Here is a 22,502-nt window from a genome sequence, read left to right on the forward strand (position 1 = left end):
AGAAATTACTATTTTAAAGCGTTTAGAGCAGCTTCGTAGTTTGGTTCGGTTACAACATCGTAAACTTGCTCTGTATAAAGCACTTTACTTTGTTCATTTAAAATTATAATGCTTCGTGAAAGTAAACCTTTAATAGGACCATCTACGTAAACTAAATTGTAGTTTTTACCAAAGTTACCATCTCTAAAATCAGAAAGAACTTCAAGATTATTAATGCCTTCTGTTTCACAAAAACGACCGTTTGCAAAAGGTAGGTCCTTGGTAATGCAAAGAATTTTAGTGTTTTCCAGTTTACTTGCTTCTTCGTTGAATTTCCTAACCGAATTAGCACAGGTTCCTGTATCTAAACTGTGGAATATGTTTAAAATTACTTTAGATCCCTTATAATCGTTAAGGGTAACATCAGACAAGTCTACTTTTGCTAATTTAAAATCAGGAGCAGTCGATCCTATTTCAGGTAAGTCGCCTAAGGTATTAATAGGGGTCCCTTGTAATGATACTGTTGCCATTTTTTAGTGTTTTTTATTTTTATTAAAAGTAGTAATTAAAAAAGAATATCAAAGAAAATTGATTTGTGTTTTGAAATCTTTAACGGTTGTATTAGAGCAGAAATTAACTTTAAGATTCTCGAGACTATAATTTTGTTGAATTTATATGCTATTGCGAATACCCTAATAAATTTTAGTAATAATTATATAATTTATATAAATATAGATTTAAAGGTTTTTAATTCTTATTTCTTAACTTTAAAGGAAACAAATAATCTTTAAATTTTTAAATCTCAAAAAATGCAAGGAAATTCAAATTTATCAAGCGGAAAATGTCCGTTTGTGCATGGCGCAAACACCGAAACAAATCAATCGGTCATGAATTGGTGGCCCAATGCTTTAAACCTAGATATTTTAAGCCAGCATGATACAAAAGTTAACCCTCTTGGAGAAGAATTTAATTACCAGGAAGCCCTAAAATCTTTAGATGTTGAATCTTTAAAGAAAGATGTTACCGATTTAATGACCAATTCTCAGGACTGGTGGCCGGCGGATTGGGGTCATTATGGAGGATTAATGATTCGTATGGCATGGCATGCTGCGGGTTCTTACAGAATTTCTGATGGTCGAGGTGGAGGAGGAACAGGAAACCAGCGATTTGCACCGTTAAATTCCTGGCCCGATAATGTAAGTTTAGATAAGGCCAGACGTTTGTTGTGGCCAGTTAAGAAAAAATATGGTAATAAAGTAAGTTGGGCCGATTTAATTATTTTGGCGGGAACGATTGCTTATGAAAGTATGGGGTTAAAAACTTATGGATTTGCCTTTGGACGTGAAGATATTTGGGCACCTGAAAAGGATATTTATTGGGGAGCGGAAAAGGAATGGTTAGAACCGAGTGATGCGAGATATGACGATGTTAGTAGACCTGAAACTATGGAAAACCCTTTGGCGGCGGTGCAAATGGGATTAATATATGTAAACCCAGAAGGAGTTAATGGTAAACCTGATCCTTTAAAAACTGGGGCCCAGGTGCGTGAAACCTTTAAACGTATGGCTATGAATGATGAAGAAACGGTGGCTCTAACAGCAGGGGGTCATACTGTTGGGAAAACACATGGTAATGGTGATGCTAGTATTTTAGGTCCAGATCCTGAGTCATCCGCGGTTGAAGAGCAAGGTTTTGGATGGTCTAATCCAACGCGTTCTGGAGTAGGTAAAGATGCCGTAACTAGTGGTTTAGAAGGAGCATGGACAACATATCCAACAAAATGGGATAATGGTTATTTTGAAATGTTATTCAATCATGACTGGGAATTACGTAAAAGTCCGGCTGGCGCATGGCAATGGGAGCCGGTAAATATAAAAGAAGAAGATAAACCGGTTGATGTTGAAGATATGACAACTCGGCATAACCCAATGATGACTGATGCCGATATGGCTATGCGAGAGGATCCCATATATAAAGAAATTTCATTGAAGTTTAAAGATGATTTTGATGCATTTTCTGATGCTTTTGCCAGAGCATGGTTTAAGTTAACACATAGAGATATGGGACCCAAAGATCGATGGTTTGGTCCGGATGTACCCTCTGAAGACTTAATCTGGCAGGACCCAATTCCAAAAGGAAATTCAAATTATAATGTTGATGCTGTAAAAGCTAAAATTGCGAATTCAGGATTAACTATTTCAGAATTGGTGTCAACCGCCTGGGATAGTGCAAGAACATTTAGAGGATCCGATTTTAGAGGAGGCGCAAACGGTGCTCGTATTCGATTAGCTCCACAGAAAGATTGGGCTGGAAATGAACCTGAAAAGTTATCAAAAGTTTTATCGGTTTTAGAACCTATTGCAGAAGAATTTAGTATTAGTGTTGCAGATACAATAGTTTTAGCAGGTAATGTAGGGGTCGAAAAAGCTATTAAAAATGCTGGTTTGGATTTCACGGTACCTTTCTCGCCAGGACGCGGTGATGCAACACAAGATATGACTGATGCTGAATCTTTCGAGCCTTTAGAGCCATTGGCTGACGGGTTTAGAAATTGGCAAAAAAAGGATTATGTGGTAAGTCCGGAAGAGATGTTGTTAGATCGCGCTCAGCTTATGGGGTTAACAGCACCCGAAATGACCGTTTTAATTGGGGGTATGCGTGTAATGGGTACTAACTATGGTGGAACTAAACATGGTGTGTTTACCAATAATGTTGGGGCATTAACGAATGATTTCTTTGTAAACTTAACGGATATGACTTATAAATGGAAGCCAATTAATAACGGAATTTTTGAAATCTGCGATAGAATGTCAGGAGCTGTGAAATGGACAGCAGCGCGTATTGATTTGGTTTTTGGTTCGAATTCTATATTAAGAGCCTATGCCGAAGTATATGCACAAGATGATAACAAGGAGAAATTTGTTAAAGATTTCGTGAAGGCTTGGGTAAAAGTTATGAATGCAGATCGATTCGATTTGACTTAGCGATTAGAAAAAGAATTAAATAAAATCGGGATTCCTTATGAATCCCGATTTTTTAGTTTTCATCAGGTATGAACTTTAGTGCTACTCCATTGATACAATGGCGTTTTCCAGTGGTTTCCATAGGGCCATCGTCAAATACATGTCCTAAATGACTTCCGCAAGAAGCACAAATTTCTTCTATTCTTGGGTAGCCTAATTTATAATCTTTTTGATAAGTGATATTTCCTTTGATTTCTTGGTCGAAACTTGGCCAACCGCAATGGGCATCAAATTTATTTTCACTTTTAAAAAGAGGGGCATTACAGGCTTTACAAATGTAGGTGCCTTTTTTAAAGTTTTTATCTAAGGGGCTGGAGTGAGGTGGTTCGGTATAAGCCTGCCTAAGAACTTTGTACTCCATATCGTTTAATTCAGATTGCCATTGTTTTTCAGTTTTTGTAACCTTAAAATCTTGTTGTTTTTCTTTTTGGGCATTGCCATTGCAGTTAAATAGTAGAAAGACAGTGGATAAGAAGAATAGTTTTTTCATAGTTTTTTATTTGTGTTAAGTAGTCGAATAAAAAGGAAAAACATAACAGGATGAACTAAATATTAAATATTCCATTTTTAAAGGAATAAATGTAGAATCAAATAAAGTTGAAAACACAATTTTTGTATTTTTATCTTATATTTAAATAAAAAATAATGAGCAATTTGAAAAAAACATATTTAATGATTGTGGTGGCTTTAGGAATATTTGCCTGTGCCACTAATCCTTTTACTGGAAAAAAAACCATGGCACTTGTATCTAATGATCAGTTGTTTCCAACATCATTTGCGCAGTACAATCAATTTTTGTCTGAAAACAAAGTCATTGAAGGTACTTCAGATGCCAAGATGGTAACCAGAGTGGGGCAGAAGATTGCTGTTGCGGCAGAACGCTGGCTAAATGCTAATGGGTATGTAGGCTATTTAAATGATTATAAATGGGAGTATAATTTGGTTGATGATGATGCTATAAATGCCTGGTGTATGCCTGGAGGGAAAATTGTAGTTTATACTGGAATTTTACCTGTAACTCAAACGGAAACAGGATTAGCTGTCGTTATGGGGCATGAGGTAGCGCATGCCTTAGCTAATCACGGGCAGCAACGTATGAGTGCGGCTTATGTGCAACAAGGTGTTGCTTTGGCTGGTAATATTGCAATTCAAAATGAGAAGGATAGAAATGCCTTTAATCAATATTACGGTGTTGGTTCGCAAGTGGGGGTTATGTTGCCTTTTAGCAGAGCACATGAAACAGAAGCCGATAAAATTGGTTTGTATATTATGGCTGTTGCGGGGTATAATCCCGATGAAGCAGCAGAACTATGGAAACGTATGTCTGCAGGAAGTGAAGGACAAGCCCCTCCGGAACTTTTAAGTACGCACCCATCAAATGAATCTCGAATAGCAAACTTAACAGCACTTGCTCCAACGGCTAAGCAGGAAGCTGCAAAATTTGGTGTCACGACCTTTAAATAGAAAATATTTATTTACTTTACAAGCTGCTTTAATAAAGCAGCTTTTTTATTATGATACAATTAGAAAAAGGAAGTCAAAAACTTTTAAATGCCTGGGCGTTTTACGATTGGGCAAACTCAGTATACAGCCTTGTTATTGCTTCGGCGATATTCCCCATATTTTATGGAGCCCTTTTTAGGATGGCTGAGGTGGAAAAGGTGACTGTTTTTGGAGTAGAATTAGCTAGAGCACCATTAATAAGTTATACAACATCATTGGCATTTGTTTTCATAGCTGTGATTACCCCATTAATATCTGGAGTTGCCGACTATCTTGGAAATAAACGTGTGTTCATGAAGTTTTTCTGTTACTTGGGCGGATTATCTTGCATAGGGTTGTATTGGTTTTCTTTAGAACATATTTATTTTAGTTTACTATGTTATTTTTTTGGTTTGGTCGGATTTTGGGTGAGTTTCGCAATAAATAATTCTTATTTGCCGGATATTGCTTTTCCAGAGCAACAAGATCGTATTAGTGCAAAGGGATTTTCGCTAGGTTATGTAGGGAGTGTTATATTATTGCTTCTTAATTTAGCTATGGTAATGAAACCAGATATTTTTGGCATCACAAACGATGAAGCAGGGAAAGCCGAGATTAAAGCTATGAAGTATTCTTTTGTTTCTGTAGGAGTTTGGTGGATATTGTTTAGCCAGTATACTTTTTATTTTTTACCAAAAGGTAATAAAAAAGAAAGCCCAAAAAAGAATATAATTCTTAATGGCTTCAAGGAATTACGTTTAGTTTGGAATCAATTAAGCGACAACCAGAAATTGAAACGCTATTTAGGAGCCTTTTTTGTTTACAGTATGGCCGTGCAAACGGTTATGTTGATCGCGACTTATTTTGGAGAGGAGGAGATAGCTTGGGGCTCTGATAGTGAACGTACAATGGGGTTGATTGTTAGTATTCTGGTAATTCAGGTGGTAGCTATTGCCGGGGCATTGTTAACCGCACGCTTGGCAAAGACATTCGGAAATATCAAAACGCTTATTGTAGTAAATGTGCTTTGGGCTTTAATATGTGTATATGCGTATTATTTAATTACACCAATGGATTTTTATATCGCTGCTGGATTAGTAGGTGTTGTAATGGGTGGGATTCAGGCATTGTCGAGGTCCACTTATTCTAAATTTTTACCTGAAACAACTGATACAGCATCATTTTTTAGTTTTTATGATGTTGCCGAAAAGATAGGCATCATCATTGGAACATTTTTGTATGGATTTGTAGCACAAATAACGGGAAGTATGAGAAATGCTGTGCTATTTTTATTTTTATTCTTCCTTATGGGAATAGTGCTGTTATTCCGCGTGCCAAATAAAACATAATACCAGAAAAGGTGTTTAACTTTTATATTAGTCACCTTTTCTAGATATATTGCTGATATATGCGGTAAAAAGAATTTTAATCGAAATACTAATTTTGTTTGAAGGTTACATTGCCATAATCTGAATCAATTTTTATTAAATTATTACTTTTTGAGCCGTAGTAGCCACGATAGTAATTTTCAACAGATTTCTTGATCGTTTCAGTAAAAGTGAATTCTTTGGTGTTTCTGGCATCACCATATTTTATGTTCATTTCGAAATTAAAATGGTATTCTGGATTATAGCCAATTGTAATGCCTAGGTAGTCTGATTTTATGTTAATATTTCCTGCTTTGGCACCCATTTCATCTATTTTTAAAGAGCCATAATCGCCTTTAATGTTAAGGTTTTTATAAACCGTACCAAAACGCATATTTAAGTAATCACCATTACCATTTATATTATTTGATTGATTGATTTTAATGGCACCATAATCACAATTAAAATTAATATCTTCAGCATATTCGATATTTGATTTGGTGTAATCGGCACTAATACTTAGATTTTTTGTTTTACCTACTGTAAATTCACTGTAATCAGCAGCAATATTTCCGCCATTAATGTATTCAAAATAGGAGTTATTCGTATAGTCGAAAGTAATACTATTGTCTTCAGCCATTAATTCTTTTGTGGTAATTTTTCCATAATCGCAATTTATAATGGCTTTGCCTTCCAGTTTGTCTAAATTAATACTTCCATAATCGTTGCTCAGTTCAACATTATTAGTGATTGGGAGTTTTATGGTGTAGTTAATTTTCATATTGGTATTGTTATTGCTAAAATTCCACCAAGACTTTTTGCTCTTGGAAAAAATGGTTTTTGCACTTACCAAAGCTGGAGTTGATTCAAAATATACATCGATTTCTTCAAGTTTGTCGAGCACTTTATCTTCATCGTTTCCACTTACTTTTATGCTAACTTCAATATAAATCTTATTTCCTTCATAAGTAGTTATATCTAAATTGCCGTAGCTGTTGTCTACTTTTAAAAGCGCATTTTTGTTAACGGTATATTCTTTTTTAATGTTTTTTTCTTTGGTATACTTGTCTTTGGTGACATTGTGCGCGCATACAATAGCAGGGATAAAAAGTAATAGGTAAATGGTGTTATATAGTATAGTAGTTTTCATAATCTTGTTGTTTAAAATTTTTAATGTTCTCAATAGTCTCTAGGACATCTTTTAATAAATCTATTCGGGTTTGAAAATTTGAAATCATGGCATAGATTACGCGTTTATCTTCACCACTATCAAAAAGGTTTTGTTTAAGAGATTCATAATTTTTTTCAAGTACAGCCATATGCTTCATGGCATCATTTATAAGTTGTTCGGTTTCTGGTCTTCTTTCTTGATTTAATTTTGATAATTCTTCAGAAATTACCGAGGTAAAAAAGTATTGTGTTTCTGCCATTTCTGGTGATACACTCGCTAAGTCGGTTTCTTTATCCATATTAAACCATGTGAGTAATCCGAAACATAAAACAAGAGATGCTGCCATAGATAATATAGGTTTCCAGTAATTATACCTTTTTTCCTGTTTTAGGTTTTGAGCGTTTAGTTTTTTTAGAAATCGATTTTCATGACCGAATTCGGGAACTTCGAAATCAAATTCTGAATGTAAACTTTCAAATAAATTATCTATAGGTTCTTTTTTCATCTTTTTCATTTACACCACAAGGGCTAATTTTTTTCTAATACTTTCTTTGGCTCGAGATATAATAGTTCTACAATTGGCATAAGAGATATTTAAAATTTCACTTATTTCTTCGTAGTCGTAACCTTCTATTAAATGAAGGTTAAGGCATACTCTGTAATTTTCTTTTAGTGAATTCATAACCTCTATAACTTGTTTGACTTTAATGTTGTTTTCTTCAATGTTGGCGGAAGACGTTTCATTGTTTTCAATTTTATACATGACATCATCTAACGGAATAACCTGATGTTTACTGTGTTTTTTGTAGTGATAAATACTGTTGTTTATCACAATACGCTTTAACCAAGGTCCAAATGTCTTATAATCATTCAGGTTGTCTAGTTTTGCAAAAGCCATTAAAAATGAGTCTTGCATAATATCTTCAGCCGCATAGCGATCTTTTACAATTCTTAAGGAAGCATTAAACATAGTCTTATAATAGCGATTGTAAATTTCTAGTTGAGCTGATTGGTTGCCGCTCGAACATAGTTTTACAAGTTGCTCTGTATTTAATTTGGTTAGCTTCACTTAGGTTTATTGTTGTTTTATAGAGTATAAGGAATTACAAATGTTACAGTTTTATTAAAAAAAAATCCCCACACTAAGTTAATAATGTAGGAATTTAAAATTAGAAGCATTATAGTTTTTATAGAGTTACGCTAATTGAACTTCTTGAGCTCTCAAGTTTTTTGCAGCTTTAACAATGTTTTGCAGTGCTTTTTTGGTCTCTGGCCAATCTCTAGTTTTTAATCCGCAGTCTGGATTAACCCAGATATGTTCTTTAGGGAGTACCTTTGTAGCCTTTAGAAGTAAATTTTCAATTTCTTCTAATGAGGGAACACGAGGCGAGTGGATATCGTAAACACCTGGACCAATTTTATTGGGATATTTATAGTTTACAAAAGCATCAAGTAGTTCCATTTCAGAGCGCGAAGTTTCAATCGTAATTACATCGGCATCCATGTCTGCGATGCTTGAAATGATATCATTAAAATCAGAATAACACATGTGAGTGTGAATTTGTGTTTCGTCTTTTACACCACTCGCCGAAATTTTAAAGGCTCTAACTGCCCAGTTTAAATATTCGTTCCAGTTTTCTTTTCGTAGCGGCAAACCTTCACGAATAGCAGGTTCGTCAATTTGAATAATTTTTAAACCATGCTTTTCTAAATCTACAACTTCATCTCTAATAGCTAAAGCAATTTGATTACAGGTAGTTTCTCTAGGCTGATCGTTTCTAACAAACGACCATTGTAAAATAGTTACAGGACCTGTGAGCATTCCTTTTAATGGTTTTTTAGTTAACGATTGTGCGTATTCTGACCATTGTATTGTCATTGGTTGGTTTCGCGAAACATCACCAAATAAAATAGGAGGCTTAACACAGCGGCTACCGTAACTTTGTACCCATCCAAAATCGCTAAATGCAAATCCGTTAAGTTTCTCTCCAAAATATTCGACCATATCATTACGTTCAAATTCGCCATGAACCACTACATCTAAGCCAATTTCTTCTTGAAAACGAATAGAATCTTCGATTTCTTTTGCTATTAAGAAATCATAGTTTTCTTGCGACAAAAGACCTTTTTTGTATTTTAACCGCCAGCTTCTAACTTCTTTTGTCTGTGGAAAAGAGCCAATAGTGGTTGTTGGGTATAAGGGTAAATTAAGAGTTGATTTTTGTTTAGTTTGGCGAAAAGAAAAAGGATGCTTTCGATCGCTATCGGAATCTTTAAGATTTGATACGCGATCTTTTACCGCTGAATCATGAATTAGCTTAGACGTTTTTCGGTTAAGATTGGCTGATTTATTTTCTTCATATAGAGATAAGTAGGCATCGTTTTCTGGTAAATATAGGTTTCTTAATGTATTAATCTCTTCCAGTTTTTGTTTTGTAAAAGCTAACCATTGTTTAATGTCTTTTTGTAAGTTAATTTCTAAATCTAAATCATATGGGCAGTGTAATAACGAGCAGGAAGATGAAATCCATAGATTGTCTAAGTGGATTCTAGTGGCTGCTTTTTCAATGATTTTAAGAGATGATTCAAAATCATTCTTCCAAATATTTCTCCCATCAACCAGTCCTAATGAAAGTTTTGTTTTCTCATTAAAATATTTAGATTCGAGAACATCCTCTAACTGTAAACGGCATCGAACTAAATCTAAATGCAAAGTATCAACAGGTAATTGTAGAGCAGTTTCTAGATTGTCGCCATAGCAGTCGAAGTAATTAGCGAGAAAAATTTTTAAATCTGGAAATTGTTTGTTTATAGTTTGGTAGGTTGTTGTTATTGCTTCTTGTTCTTTTTTGTTAAGATTTAAAGCAAGACAAGGCTCATCAAATTGAATGTATTCAACGCCTAAAGCTGTTAATTCTTTTATGATTTCTAAATAAACGGGAAGTAATTTATTTAGTAAATCTAAACGATGAAATCCCGTTTCTTTTTCCTTACCCAAAAGCAAGAAGGTAACAGGCCCCACTAAAACAGGTTTTGTTTTAATTCCAGACACTAAAGCTTCTTGATATTCTTTGATGATTTTTTTTGAAAAAAATTCAAAAGTTTGATTTTTTTCAAATTCAGGTACGATGTAGTGGTAATTTGTGTCAAACCATTTGGTCATTCCCATAGCGGTAACATCAATATTTTCGTTTTGTAAACCACGAGCCATGGCAAAATACAACTCCAGATCATTCTGTTTTGAAATGCAGTTGTAGCGTTTTGGGATGCAACCTACTGTTAAGCAGGTGTCTAAAATTTGGTCGTATAAAGAAAAGTCGTTTGAAGGTATAAGGTCGATACCCAATTGTTTTTGTTGATTCCAGTTTTGTGTTTTTAAATAACTTGCAGTTTCAAGTAACTCTTCTTTGTTAATTTGTCCTTTCCAAAAGGCTTCACAGGCTTTTTTTAATTCACGATGTGATCCAATTCTTGGATGTCCTAAAATGGTAGTTTTCATAATATGTTAATGGTTTTTTAAAGCGTGTTCAAAATTATAATTGAAGAATATAATTATATAATAGTTATGGGATATTAGTTATATTACCTAATATTGTTTTTTATTATAGAATAATAATCTTTTTAATAAAAAGTAAAATGAGTTTAGAAGAAAATTATCCTACAATCATGTTAGATGAAACTGATTTTAGAATCTTAAAAATGCTACAAAACAGAGCGAATCTAACGACCAAGGATTTAGCGGCTAAAGTTAATTTGTCGACGACACCTGTCTTTGAGCGTGTGAAAAAATTGGAGAAAGCAGGGTATATAAAAAATTATGTTGCGGTTTTAGATGCCGGAAAATTAAACAAAGGCCTCATGGTGTTTTGTAATGTTACATTGAAAGAACATACTAGAGAGATCGGAAATCAATTTGTAAAAGATATTTTATCGTTGAAGGAAGTGGTTGAGTGCTTTAATATTTCGGGAGACTATGATTTCTTTTTAAAGATATTAGTGAGAGATATGAAGGAGTATCAGAATTTTGTGTTAGATAAGTTGGGAGGTATTAAAAATATTGGGAGTGCACATAGCACGTTCGTTATGGGTGAGATAAAAAATTCTTATGCCGTACCGATTTAAAAAGAAAGCCCGAAATATGTATTTCGGGCTTTTTTATCAAATATAAATTTAGGTTATGATTCAGTAGGGTTTTCAGCTTTTTTAATATCAATACTCAATTCTTGTGTGTCTTTGTCTAGATTGATATGAATTTCATCACCGGCTTCTACATGTGAAGTTATGATTTCTTCAGCCAAGGCATCTTCAATATATTTTTGAATGGCACGTTTTAAAGGTCGAGCGCCATATTGTTTATCGAAACCTTTTTCAGCTATATATTCTTTCGCTTCATCACTTAGTTTTAGGGTGTACCCTAAGTCTTTTATTCTTAAGAGTAATTTATCTAATTCGATATCGATAATTTTGTTAATATCTTCTTTTTCAAGAGCATTAAACATAACAACATCATCGATTCTATTTAAAAATTCAGGAGCAAATGATTTTTTAAGAGCATTCTCAATAACGCTTTTTGCATTTGCATCGGCTTGAGCTTTTTGTGATGACGTACCAAAACCTATACCTGTGCCAAAATCTTTAAGCTTACGCGCTCCGATATTAGAAGTCATTATAATAATAGTATTTCTAAAATCAATTTTTCGGCCTAAACTATCTGTTAGATAACCATCGTCTAACACCTGTAAAAGCATGTTAAATACATCTGGATGCGCTTTTTCAATTTCATCTAAAAGGATTACCGCATATGGTTTACGTCTTACTTTTTCTGTTAGTTGTCCGCCTTCTTCGTATCCAACATATCCTGGAGGCGCTCCAATTAATCTAGAAATAGCGAATTTCTCCATGTATTCACTCATATCGATTCGGATTAATGAATCTTCACTATCGAATAACTCTCTGGATAAAACTTTAGCCAACTGTGTTTTACCTACACCAGTTTGCCCTAAAAATATAAATGACCCGATTGGTTTATTAGGATCTTTAAGTCCGGCACGATTACGCTGAATGGCTTTAACGACCTTCGCAACAGCCTCGTCCTGGCCAATCACCTTGCCTTTAATTAAATTAGGTAATTCAGCTAATTTATTAATTTCGGTTTGGGCAATTCTATTTACAGGAATCCCCGTCATCATAGAAATAACATCGGCCACATTATCTTCGGTAACAATTTCACGATGTTGTTTGGTGTCTTCTTCCCATTTTTCTTGAGCTGTAGCAAGTTCTTTTTCAATACGTTTTTCATCATCTCTCAATTTGGCTGCTTCTTCATATTTTTGCTTTCTTACAACAGCATTTTTAGTTTCCTTAATGGCTTCGAGTTGTTTTTCCAATTCGATAATTTGTTTAGGAACCTCAATGTTGGTTATATGTACGCGAGAGCCAGCCTCATCTAAAGCATCAATAGCTTTGTCTGGTAAGAAACGCTCAGTCATGTAACGATTAGTAAGTGTGACACAGGCTTGAATCGCTTCTTGGGTGTAATCTACGTTATGATGATCTTCGTATTTCGCTTTTATGTTATTAAGAATTTCGATCGTTTCTGCCACTGTTGTTGGTTCAACAATCACTTTCTGAAAACGTCTTTCTAGGGCACCATCTTTTTCAATATATTGTCTGTATTCATCAAGTGTTGTAGCTCCGATGCATTGAATTTCGCCTCTTGCTAAGGCTGGTTTAAACATATTGGAAGCATCTAAACTGCCTGTTGCTCCACCGGCACCAACAATGGTATGAATTTCATCAATAAAAAGAATCACATCGTCATTCTTCTCTAGTTCATTCATTACGGCTTTCATTCGTTCTTCAAATTGTCCGCGGTACTTCGTACCGGCAACTAAACTGGCAAGATCTAGAGTAACTACGCGTTTATTGAAAAGAATTCGGGATACCTTACGTTTTACAATACGTAGAGCTAAACCTTCAGCAATGGCCGATTTGCCTACACCAGGTTCTCCTATTAATAGCGGATTGTTTTTCTTTCTACGGCTTAAAATTTGTGAAACACGCTCTATTTCCTTCTCTCGACCCACAACAGGATCAAGCTTGCCTTCTTCGGCTAGTGCCGTTAAATCTCGTCCGAAGTTATCTAAAACAGGAGTTTTAGATTTTTTGTTTGTTTTACCTGATGGTGTGTTGAAAATGTCTTTTCCAGCATCGTCGCTAGCATCTGAGTCATCTTGAAATGATTCTGCTTTTGGGTCTATATATTCGTTGTCGTTTGTTATCATAAGTTTGAATTGTTCTTTTACATTATCATAATCAATTTTAAGCTTATTTAAAAGCTTGGTAGTTGGGTCATTTTCGTTACGTAAAATACATAGCAATAAATGGGCGGTATTAATAGAAGAACTTTGAAATAGTTTAGCTTCTAAAAATGTCGTTTTTAAAGCGCGTTCTGCTTGTCTGGTAAGATGTAGATTTTTCTTTTGATTTGATGCGGCCGAAATATTCGGGTTTGCAGGGCTTAAAATCTCTACTTTACGTCTTAAATGATTTAAATCTATATCCAGAGCGTTTAATATGTTGATGGCTTTTCCGTCGCCATCACGTAAAAGTCCGAGCATTAAGTGTTCGGTCCCGATAAAATCATGACCCAACCTTAGCGCTTCTTCTTTGCTGTACGCTATAACGTCTTTTACTCGAGGTGAAAAATTATCATCCATAGTCAATTCCTTTCTGCATTAAAAATACTAAAACATTTAACCAAAGGCAAAAACTATACCTTAAATTAAGTGCATGTTGCTAATTGACGAAAAAAACTTAATAAAATCAAAAAAAATAGGATGATATTTATTAAATAAAATGTATTGAAAAATTGTTAATAAAAAACATGAAAAAATACTGTTAAAAGACCTATCAATACTGACGGAATACGTATATTAGCGTGTTTTGAAATACTCATAAAACTTAATTAAAATATTTATGGCAGAAGGAGAAAAATTGATCCCTATTAATATAGAAGATGAGATGAAGTCTGCGTACATTGATTATTCAATGTCGGTCATTGTGTCACGTGCTTTACCAGATGTAAGAGATGGTTTAAAACCTGTGCATAGACGGGTGCTATATGGAATGCATGAATTAGGTGTTAGAGCTAATACCGCACACAAAAAGTCAGCGAGAATTGTTGGAGAAGTATTGGGTAAGTATCACCCACATGGTGATTCTTCAGTTTACGACGCTATGGTACGTATGGCTCAGGAGTGGAGCTTGCGTTATATGTTAGTAGATGGTCAAGGTAACTTTGGTTCGATAGATGGAGATAGTCCTGCAGCAATGCGTTATACGGAGGCACGTATGCGTAAGATATCTGAGGATATGTTAGCAGATATAGATAAGGAGACAGTTGATCATCAATTAAACTTTGATGATACCATTCAGGAGCCTACGGTGTTACCAACTCGTATTCCTGGACTTTTAGTTAATGGAGCGTCTGGTATTGCAGTGGGAATGGCAACGAATATGCCTCCACATAATTTATCGGAAGTTGTAGATGGTACTATTGCTTACATCAATGATAATAACATAGAGGTTGATGAATTAATCAAACATATAAAGGCACCGGATTTTCCAACGGGAGGTACCATTTATGGGTACGATGGCGTGAAAGAAGCTTTCCAAACAGGACGCGGCCGAATAGTACTTAGAGGAAAGGCTAATATCGAGGAAGTTCAAGGGCGAGAATGTATTATAGTGACTGAAATTCCATACCAAGTTAACAAAGCAGAAATGATTAAGAAGACTGCTGATTTGGTTAATGACAAAAAACTGGAAGGCATTGCTACCATTCGTGACGAGTCCGATAGAAATGGGATGCGTATCGTATATGTGTTAAAGCGTGATGCTATTCCAAATATTGTTTTAAATAAATTATATAAGTACACAGCGTTACAGTCTTCATTTAGTGTAAATAACATTGCGTTAGTTAAGGGAAGACCTCAGTTATTAAATCTAAAGGATTTAATTCACTATTTTGTTGAGCACAGACACGAAGTAGTTGTTAGGCGTACTACTTATGAATTGCGTAAAGCAGAAGAACGTGCTCATATTTTAGAAGGATTAATTATTGCTTCAGATAATATTGATGAAGTAATTGCTATAATTAGGGCCTCTTCAAATGCTGAAGAAGCAAGAACTAAATTAATCGAACGATTCGAATTTTCTGAAATACAGGCGAAAGCGATTGTTGAAATGCGTTTACGTCAGCTTACCGGATTAGAACAGGATAAATTGCGTTCTGAGTATGACGAGTTGATGAAGACTATTGAAGATTTAAAGGATATCTTAGACAAGAAAGAACGTCGTATGGATATCATTAAAGAAGAGCTCGAGCAGGTAAAAGAAAAGTATGGTGATGAGCGTCGTTCAATAATAGAGTATGCTGGAGGTGATTTAAGTATTGAAGATATGATTCCAGATGAAAAAGTGGTTATTACTATTTCGCATGCTGGTTATATTAAACGTACATCGCTTACCGAATACAAAACACAGAATAGAGGGGGGGTTGGCCAAAAAGCTTCAACCACCAGAAATGAAGATTTCTTAGAACACTTATTTGTTGGTACGAATCACCAATATATGTTATTCTTTACTCAAAAAGGTAAATGTTTCTGGATGCGTGTTTACGAAATTCCGGAAGGAAGCAAAACATCAAAAGGACGGGCTATACAGAATTTAATAAATATTGAGCAAGATGATAAAGTGAAAGCCTTTATTTGTACTCAAGACCTGAAAAATGAAGATTATATTAATAGTCATTATGTGATTATGGCTACTAAAAAAGGTCAGGTTAAAAAGACCTCTTTAGAGCAGTATTCACGTCCTAGAACCAATGGTATTAATGCGATTACCATTAAGGAAGAGGATGAATTACTAGAAGCAAAATTAACAACTGGTGAAAGTCAGGTCATGTTAGCGTTAAAATCTGGTAAAGCCATACGTTTTGAAGAAGCTAAAACACGCCCAATGGGACGTGGTGCTTCAGGAGTTCGTGGTATCACTTTAGCTAATGATAAAGATGAGGTAATCGGTATGGTAACTATCGAAAATCCGCAAGAAGAATCTGTATTGGTAGTTTCTGAGAATGGTTATGGTAAACGAACTTATATTGACGATCCGGAAGATGGAGAGCCAGTTTATAGAATTACTAACCGTGGAGGTAAAGGAGTTAAGACTATTTCTATTACTGATAAAACAGGTAAGTTAGTAGCTATTAAGAGTGTAACCGATAGTGATGATTTAATGATTATCAATAAATCGGGAATTGCAATCCGTTTAGAGGTTAAAGATTTACGTGTTATGGGTAGAGCTACTCAGGGTGTAAGATTAATTAACTTAAAAAACAACGATTCTATTGCTGCCGTTGCTAAGGTGATGAGCGATGAAGAAGAGGTTGTAGAAATATCTGAAGTTGTTGAAGGGGTGGAACCAACAGAAGATGGCACAACTCTTGATAATTCTCAAACAGAAGATAATAATAACGAAGAGTAAATAACTAAATATCATTACAATGAAAAAACAAATTATTGTAGCTTTAGCTTTATCAGTTAGTGCATTTTCATTTGCACAAAAAAAGGAACTGAAGGCCGTAGAAAAAGCTATTAAAAGCGCTAATTATGCTGAAGCAAAAGCGGCATTAAAACAAGCAGAAGCATTGATCTCTGCTATGGATGATAAATTAAAAGAGAAGTATTATTTTTTAGAAGCACAAACCTTATACGCCGGAGGAGCGGGTTCGATGGCAGATGTGGATAAAGCATTGGCTAACCTATCTAAGACTGATGGTACTTATAAAGATGAGAGTGCAGAATTGAAACAAACAATTGTTAATAATTTGCTTACTAAGGGTAATGAAGCATACGAGAAACAAGAATTTTCTAAGGCTTCAAAATACTTTGAAAATGCATACAGAGGAAGTACAAAAGACACACTGTTTTTGTATTATGCTGCAGCTACCGCTATTAACGTTCAGGAGTATGACAGAGCGTTATCTATTTACAAGGAATTGGATGATTTAGGATATACAGGAATTGCGAAGGAATATTTTGCAACTAATGTTGAAACTAATAAAGAAGAGACTTTCCAGAATAAAAACATGAGAGATTTATCGGTAAAAACTAAAACCCATGTTAATCCAGGTGTACGTACAACAGAATCGAAAAGACCTGAAATTGTAAAGAATATTGCTCTTATTTATTTAAATCAAGGAGATGATGAAAAAGCCTTGGGAGCTATGTCGGCCGCTAGAGCAGCAAGTCCAGATGATGTAAATCTAATTTTATCTGAGGCAAATATCCATTACAAAATGGGGAATACCGATAAGTTTAAAGAGTTGTTGCAAGAAGCAACTAAAATGGATCCTAGTAATCCAGAATTACAGTATAACTTAGGTGTTATTTCTGCTGAATCAGGTCAGAATGAAGAGGCTAGAGCTTATTATGAAAAGACTTTAGAATTAGATCCAAATTATACGAATGCCTACATTAATCTCTCTGCTTTAATTTTATCAAAAGAAGAAGCTATTATAAAAGAGATGAATGGGTTAGGGAGTTCTAAAAAAGACGATTTACGCTACGATGAATTAAGAGAGGAACGTCAGGAGATTTATAAACAAGCTGTTCCTTATTTAGAAAAAGCATTAAATGTGGATACTGAAAATATAAATGCTGCAAAAACTTTAATGAATATTTACAGTATTATTGGAGAAACGCAAAAACATAAAGAAATAAAAGCTAAGGTTGATGCTTTAGAAGGTAATTAATCAAGTAAAGATTTCTGTTAAAAAAAAGAGCCGCTATTTAGCGGCTCTTTTTTTATATTATCTTTTTAATAACTCGTAATTTATGCGTGTGTATTTTTTTGTCAACGTTATAAATTCCAGAATGGTCTAAGCGGTCAATTCGTACTTTACCATGGGCATGAATAATATAATTATCGCTCATAATAATTCCAACATGCGTTATTACTCCTTCGTTGTTGTCGAAAAAAGCTAAATCTCCAGGTTCACTTTCTTCTATAAAACTTAAAGCTTCACCTTGTTTTGCTTGTTGTGATGCGTCGCGTAATAATTGATAGCCATTTAATTTATACACCATTTGAGTAAAGCCAGAACAGTCAATGCCAAAAGGAGTTTTACCTCCCCATAAATAAGGTGAGTTTAAATATAAAAATGCAGTTTCAATAAGATGCTGTTTTGGTAGTTTGGTAATAACAATATTACCATCATGTTTGTGGTTTAATAACGATAAGCCATTTAGCATCGAACCGATAGTTATAGGGTATAACGCCTGATTTTTATCTTCTACAAATTCAACTAAATCTAGAGAGAGTTTTGGTTGTTCGGCATTAATCGTATCATAGTGATCTACTGAAATTTCTACATATTGCTTATTGTCTAGCCAGCCTTCATATTTATCGTAGGCTAGTCTTATTTTACTCCAATTTTTGCGTTGTTCTATTACTTTAAAAATTTCACCGTATAGCACTTGAGAAACCAATTCACTTGCATCTGAGGGTTCATTTCTAAGAGGAACAATGCTTAAATTACAAATTCCGTATTGCATTAAAACTGCTTAATTTCGTTCAATAACAATTGCCGAAGCTCCTCCGCCACCATTACAAATAGCAGCTGCTCCAATTTTAGCATTGTTTTGTTCTAAAACGTTTAATAATGTGATTAATATTCGTGCACCCGAACATCCAAGGGGATGACCTAAAGAAACAGCTCCTCCGTTAACATTAACATTACTGTCGTCAAGACCGAGAATCTTCATATTAGCTAAGCCAACAACAGAAAAAGCTTCGTTAAATTCAAAATAATCCACATCGCTTATAGAAATACCTGCTTTGTGAAGTGCTTTTGGAAGTGCTTTGGCTGGAGCTGTAGTAAACCATTGTGGTTCATGGGCAGCGTCAGCATAACTTTTTATGGTAGCTAAAGGTGTTAATCCTAATTCGCTCGCCTTTTCCTTACTCATTAAAACTAATGCAGCTGCGCCATCATTAATGGTAGAGGCATTAGCTGCAGTTACAGTACCTTCCTTAGTGAAAGCGGCACGTAGCTGTGGTATTTTATCTATCTTAACATTGGTAAACTCTTCATCTTTTGTAACTATTACAGGTTCTCCTCGACGTTGAGGAACTTCAACAGGTACCACCTCATTATCAAATTTCCCTTCATCCCAAGCCTTTGCAGAGCGTTGATATGATTGAATAGCAAATGCGTCCTGATCTTCACGAGTAAAGTTATATTCAGAAGCACAAGCGTCCGCACACACTCCCATAGCATTTTGATCGTAGGCATCAACTAAACCGTCTTTTTGCATGCCATCAACCAATGTTGTTGGTCCGAATTTTGTTCCTGTTCTGGCGTGTAAATAATGAGGTATTAAACTCATGTTTTCCATACCTCCAGCAACAACAATTTCCGTATCGCCTAAGGCTATACTTTGGGCAGCCTGCATAACAGCCTTCATTCCTGAAGCGCAAACTTTATTAACTGTAGTACAAGGTACTGTATTTGGAATTCCGGCATATATAGCAGCTTGTCTGGCAGGCGCCTGTCCCGTTCCAGCTTGCACAACATTTCCCATTAAAACTTCTTCAACCAATTCAGGTTTAAGCTTAATTTTATTTAATGCACCTTTTATAGCAATAGCTCCTAAATTTGGTGCCGAAATTGTCGATAACGCTCCTAAAAAACTTCCTATAGGAGTTCTTGCAGCAGATACAATTACTACTTCTTTATTCATTAATAGGGTTTTAGCTTATTACCTGCGAAATTAATCATTTTTTGGGAGAAATAAGACTGATTCATTTATTATAAAACGGGTTGGAGTTTATAAATTTGTTACATTTGATATTGATAATTCTTCAAATGAAAGACCTTATAAATAAACTTTATAAAAACCATTCCTTGATTTATAAAGGATTACTGTTTTTATGTACCACATTTTTAATTGTTTATTTGTTTCCTAAAAGTGGAAAGTTTAAATATAATTTTGAAAAGGGTAAACCATGGCAATCTGAAAATTTATATGCTCCTTTTAATTTTGCTATCAAAAAATCGGCGAGTGAAATTGATGCTGAAGAACAAAGTATAAAGGAAAGTTCTATATTATATTTTAATATAGATTCTTTAGTTTATGATCAGGGTATAAATGTGTTTAATTCGGAGTTTAACGATTTATTTAAAGACTCGGTTAACAGTGTGGTATTCAATAGACTGTACATAGTTGGTCAGGAAATTTACAATAGACTTTATGCTTATGGCGTGTTAAATGAAAATTTAAGTTTTTCTGATAACCGACGAGTTGTTATTTTAAAAAACCGCGTTAAGGTAAACGAAGGGTATTTTAGTGACTTGGTAAAGCCTAATGATATTACAGGTATTATCGATGAAACTTTAGTGAAGTATAATTTACAGAATTATAAAAATGAATTTAAATCTTTGTTTTTCGATTTAATTCAATCCAATTTAGTTTACGACCGCTCATTTACTGAAAATGCCTTAAATGAAGAATTAAGTAAAATTGCTTATACCAGAGGGAGTATAGAGAAAGAAACGCTCATTATATCAAAAGGAGAGGTTATTGAGGGCGATAAGTTTCAAATTTTAAAGTCGCTACAATCGGAGTATGAGTCACAGGTCTGGAGTAAAACAAACTACAATTGGATATTATTTGCTTATACACTTTTAGTAGCATTGGCATTACTGATGTTGTTATTGTTTTTACGAAAGTACAGACGAGAGGAAGTGTTCGAAAACAATACCAAAGTAACCTTTATTTTTTTCAATATCTTTTTAATTATACTTATCACAACCATGGTTGTGAATTATAATTCTAAATTTATTTACGTTGTACCAATCTGTATTTTACCCTTGGTATTTAAGGCATTTTTTGATGCCCGTTTAGGGTTGTTTGCACATGTTATAACGGTTTTATTGCTAGGTTTTATTGTGCCCAATAGTTACGAATATATGTTTCTTCAAATTATAGCTGGTATTGTAACTATATTAACGGTTTCTGAATTATATAAACGGGCTAATTTGTTTATTTCGGTAGGGCAAATCACCTTAATATATATTGTGGCTTATTTTGCCTTTTTTGTAATTCACGAGGGGAGTATAGAAACGATTAAATGGGAAATGTTTATATGGTTTATATTAGGTGGGTTAGCGACCTTATTTGTTCAGCCATTAATATATGCCTATGAAAAGCTCTTTGGATTAGTATCGGATGTATCTCTGTTAGAATTATCAGACACGAATTCAAAATTGCTAAAAGAACTTTCTAACAAAGCGCCTGGAACATTTCACCATTCTTTAAATGTGGCTAATTTGGCAGAGTCTTCAGCTAATGAAATAGGAGCAAATGCAATGCTTGTAAGAGTAGGAGCATTGTATCACGATATAGGTAAAATGAAGAATCCGACTTATTTTACGGAAAACCAGACCACAGGTATAAATCCTCATGACGAATTATCCTCGAAGGAAAGTGCCAGAATTATAATAAATCATGTTATTGACGGGATAGAAATAGCGAAGAAAAATAACCTTCCAGATCGCGTCATAGATTTTATAAGAACGCATCATGGGACTAGCGTCGTATATTATTTCTACTCAAAAGAACTGAAGGATTTTCCAGAAGTTGATAAATTAAACTTTTGCTATCCTGGACCAAGACCTTTTAGTAAGGAAACAGCTATATTAATGATGTGTGATAGCGTTGAGGCTGCATCGAAAAGTTTAAAAGATCCGACTTCAACTAAAATTGATGCTTTTGTTGAAAATATTATCGACAAACAGATTGAAGAAGGACAATTTTTAAATGCGAATATCACTTTTAAAGAAATTCAGTCTATAAAAAAAGTGCTAAAGCACAAGCTTGCAAATATTTACCATTTAAGGATTGAATATCCAGAATAATATTTCAAAAAAAGGTCAAAAAATAGTTGCGTACTATGTGTATAAGATATACATTTGCAACCGCAATTTTATTGCAAGGTTCTTAAAAAAATCTAGGAGAGGTGCCAGAGTGGTAATGGAGCAGATTGCTAATCTGTCGACGGGTAACTGTCGCCGGGGTTCGAGTCCCCGTCTCTCCGCAAATTGATAACCAGAATCGGGGTGTAGCGTAGCCCGGTTATCGCGCCGCGTTTGGGACGCGGAGGTCGCAGGTTCGAATCCTGCCACCCCGACGAACTTAGTAATAAGTCAAACTAAAACACTGTTAATCTTTTGATTTTCAGTGTTTTTTGTTTTTTACGCATTTTATTCCTAATAAAAACGGCTCAAGACAAATAGTCGTGTGTATGCATAAATTTGAGTAAGCCAGAAAAGGAAGATACGGTATTTTTCACGCCTCTAAATAGACTTCTAAATGCCTTTATTTTTGCATTGAAAGAATCGCCAAAGCATTAGTA

General features: G+C 34.6%; 16 protein-coding genes and 2 tRNA genes. 9 read left to right on the forward strand and 9 right to left on the reverse strand.

Features of this window, described 5'->3' with window-relative positions; translation table 11 throughout:
* Positions 1–8: 8 nt before the first annotated feature.
* The gene (gene tpx, locus H611_RS0105545) at positions 9–509 is read right to left on the reverse strand and encodes a thiol peroxidase (protein WP_027137419.1); all 501 of its coding nucleotides are present in this window, start codon (positions 507–509) and stop codon (positions 9–11) included.
* A 279-nt stretch (positions 510–788) separates the two neighbouring features.
* Here tpx and katG point away from each other — a divergent pair, with 279 nt between their 5' ends.
* Positions 789–2,963 carry a catalase/peroxidase HPI gene (gene katG, locus H611_RS0105550; RefSeq protein ID WP_027137420.1) on the forward strand — a complete coding sequence of 725 codons (2,175 nt, stop codon included), beginning with the start codon at positions 789–791 and terminating at the stop codon, positions 2,961–2,963.
* A 52-nt stretch (positions 2,964–3,015) separates the two neighbouring features.
* Here the strand turns inward: katG and msrB are convergent, their stop codons facing one another.
* Complete coding sequence (gene msrB / locus H611_RS0105555) at positions 3,016–3,492, reverse strand: peptide-methionine (R)-S-oxide reductase MsrB (protein ID WP_027137421.1); 477 nt, start codon at positions 3,490–3,492, stop codon at positions 3,016–3,018.
* 155 nt (positions 3,493–3,647) lie between these two features.
* Between msrB and H611_RS0105560 the strand changes: the two genes are divergently transcribed.
* A complete protein-coding gene (locus H611_RS0105560) occupies positions 3,648–4,466 on the forward strand; it encodes a M48 family metallopeptidase (protein ID WP_211223789.1) in 819 nt (272 codons plus the stop codon).
* Positions 4,467–4,516: 50 nt separating this feature from the next.
* Positions 4,517–5,833, forward strand: a complete 1,317-nt coding sequence (locus H611_RS0105565; RefSeq protein WP_027137423.1) for an MFS transporter — start codon at positions 4,517–4,519, stop codon at positions 5,831–5,833.
* Between the two features lie 88 nt (positions 5,834–5,921).
* Here H611_RS0105565 and H611_RS0105570 read toward each other — a convergent pair whose 3' ends face one another.
* The 4 genes from H611_RS0105570 to metE form a co-directional block, all read right to left on the reverse strand.
* Positions 5,922–7,001, reverse strand: a complete 1,080-nt coding sequence (locus H611_RS0105570; RefSeq protein ID WP_027137424.1) for a GSKIP domain-containing protein — start codon at positions 6,999–7,001, stop codon at positions 5,922–5,924.
* Complete coding sequence (locus H611_RS0105575) at positions 6,979–7,527, reverse strand: hypothetical protein (protein ID WP_027137425.1); 549 nt, start codon at positions 7,525–7,527, stop codon at positions 6,979–6,981. Before H611_RS0105575 ends, H611_RS0105570 begins: the two co-directional genes overlap by 23 nt.
* A gap of 9 nt (positions 7,528–7,536) precedes the next feature.
* Positions 7,537–8,091, reverse strand: coding sequence for an RNA polymerase sigma factor (locus H611_RS0105580; RefSeq protein WP_027137426.1), 555 nt, complete (start codon positions 8,089–8,091; stop codon positions 7,537–7,539).
* 126 nt (positions 8,092–8,217) lie between these two features.
* Complete coding sequence (metE, locus tag H611_RS0105585; protein WP_027137427.1) at positions 8,218–10,521, reverse strand: 5-methyltetrahydropteroyltriglutamate--homocysteine S-methyltransferase; 2,304 nt, start codon at positions 10,519–10,521, stop codon at positions 8,218–8,220.
* Positions 10,522–10,658: 137 nt separating this feature from the next.
* Here metE and H611_RS0105590 point away from each other — a divergent pair, with 137 nt between their 5' ends.
* Positions 10,659–11,144, forward strand: a complete 486-nt coding sequence (locus tag H611_RS0105590) for an Lrp/AsnC family transcriptional regulator (protein WP_027137428.1) — start codon at positions 10,659–10,661, stop codon at positions 11,142–11,144.
* Positions 11,145–11,197: 53 nt separating this feature from the next.
* On the opposite strand, the gene H611_RS0105595 is transcribed toward H611_RS0105590, so the two are convergent.
* Positions 11,198–13,741: an ATP-dependent Clp protease ATP-binding subunit gene (locus tag H611_RS0105595; protein WP_027137429.1), complete on the reverse strand. Its 2,544-nt coding sequence runs from the start codon at positions 13,739–13,741 to the stop codon at positions 11,198–11,200.
* A gap of 259 nt (positions 13,742–14,000) precedes the next feature.
* Here H611_RS0105595 and gyrA point away from each other — a divergent pair, with 259 nt between their 5' ends.
* Positions 14,001–16,568, forward strand: a complete 2,568-nt coding sequence (gyrA, locus tag H611_RS0105600; RefSeq protein WP_027137430.1) for a DNA gyrase subunit A — start codon at positions 14,001–14,003, stop codon at positions 16,566–16,568.
* Between the two features lie 19 nt (positions 16,569–16,587).
* Positions 16,588–17,838: a tetratricopeptide repeat protein gene (locus H611_RS0105605; RefSeq protein WP_027137431.1), complete on the forward strand. Its 1,251-nt coding sequence runs from the start codon at positions 16,588–16,590 to the stop codon at positions 17,836–17,838.
* 52 nt (positions 17,839–17,890) lie between these two features.
* Here the strand turns inward: H611_RS0105605 and H611_RS0105610 are convergent, their stop codons facing one another.
* Together H611_RS0105610 and H611_RS0105615 are read right to left on the reverse strand one after the other, a co-directional pair.
* Positions 17,891–18,640: a C40 family peptidase gene (locus H611_RS0105610; protein WP_027137432.1), complete on the reverse strand. Its 750-nt coding sequence runs from the start codon at positions 18,638–18,640 to the stop codon at positions 17,891–17,893.
* A 9-nt stretch (positions 18,641–18,649) separates the two neighbouring features.
* On the reverse strand, positions 18,650–19,828 hold the full coding sequence (locus H611_RS0105615; protein ID WP_027137433.1) for an acetyl-CoA C-acyltransferase: 1,179 nt from the start codon (positions 19,826–19,828) through the stop codon (positions 18,650–18,652).
* A gap of 125 nt (positions 19,829–19,953) precedes the next feature.
* On the opposite strand from H611_RS0105615, the gene H611_RS0105620 reads away from it, so the two are divergent.
* The 3 genes from H611_RS0105620 (at position 19,954) to H611_RS0105630 (ending at position 22,277) form a co-directional block, all read left to right on the forward strand.
* The gene (locus H611_RS0105620) at positions 19,954–22,005 is read left to right on the forward strand and encodes an HD family phosphohydrolase (RefSeq protein WP_027137434.1); all 2,052 of its coding nucleotides are present in this window, start codon (positions 19,954–19,956) and stop codon (positions 22,003–22,005) included.
* Between the two features lie 95 nt (positions 22,006–22,100).
* A tRNA-Ser gene (locus H611_RS0105625) sits at positions 22,101–22,184 on the forward strand.
* Positions 22,185–22,202: 18 nt separating this feature from the next.
* Positions 22,203–22,277, forward strand: a tRNA-Pro gene (locus H611_RS0105630).
* Positions 22,278–22,502: the final 225 nt, after the last annotated feature.

The organism is Gaetbulibacter saemankumensis DSM 17032, from assembly GCF_000425645.1.
Taxonomy (GTDB): Bacteria; Bacteroidota; Bacteroidia; order Flavobacteriales; family Flavobacteriaceae; genus Gaetbulibacter; species Gaetbulibacter saemankumensis.

Coding starts and splice junctions, on each gene's coding strand:
- tpx (WP_027137419.1), bottom strand. CDS start 509: ATGGCAACAGTATCATTACAAGGGACCCCTATTAATACCTTAGGCGAC.
- katG (WP_027137420.1), top strand. CDS start 789: ATGCAAGGAAATTCAAATTTATCAAGCGGAAAATGTCCGTTTGTGCAT.
- msrB (WP_027137421.1), bottom strand. CDS start 3,492: ATGAAAAAACTATTCTTCTTATCCACTGTCTTTCTACTATTTAACTGC.
- H611_RS0105560 (WP_211223789.1), top strand. CDS start 3,648: ATGAGCAATTTGAAAAAAACATATTTAATGATTGTGGTGGCTTTAGGA.
- H611_RS0105565 (WP_027137423.1), top strand. CDS start 4,517: ATGATACAATTAGAAAAAGGAAGTCAAAAACTTTTAAATGCCTGGGCG.
- H611_RS0105570 (WP_027137424.1), bottom strand. CDS start 7,001: ATGAAAACTACTATACTATATAACACCATTTACCTATTACTTTTTATC.
- H611_RS0105575 (WP_027137425.1), bottom strand. CDS start 7,527: ATGAAAAAAGAACCTATAGATAATTTATTTGAAAGTTTACATTCAGAA.
- metE (WP_027137427.1), bottom strand. CDS start 10,521: ATGAAAACTACCATTTTAGGACATCCAAGAATTGGATCACATCGTGAA.
- H611_RS0105590 (WP_027137428.1), top strand. CDS start 10,659: ATGAGTTTAGAAGAAAATTATCCTACAATCATGTTAGATGAAACTGAT.
- H611_RS0105595 (WP_027137429.1), bottom strand. CDS start 13,741: ATGGATGATAATTTTTCACCTCGAGTAAAAGACGTTATAGCGTACAGC.
- gyrA (WP_027137430.1), top strand. CDS start 14,001: ATGGCAGAAGGAGAAAAATTGATCCCTATTAATATAGAAGATGAGATG.
- H611_RS0105605 (WP_027137431.1), top strand. CDS start 16,588: ATGAAAAAACAAATTATTGTAGCTTTAGCTTTATCAGTTAGTGCATTT.
- H611_RS0105610 (WP_027137432.1), bottom strand. CDS start 18,640: ATGCAATACGGAATTTGTAATTTAAGCATTGTTCCTCTTAGAAATGAA.
- H611_RS0105615 (WP_027137433.1), bottom strand. CDS start 19,828: ATGAATAAAGAAGTAGTAATTGTATCTGCTGCAAGAACTCCTATAGGA.
- H611_RS0105620 (WP_027137434.1), top strand. CDS start 19,954: ATGAAAGACCTTATAAATAAACTTTATAAAAACCATTCCTTGATTTAT.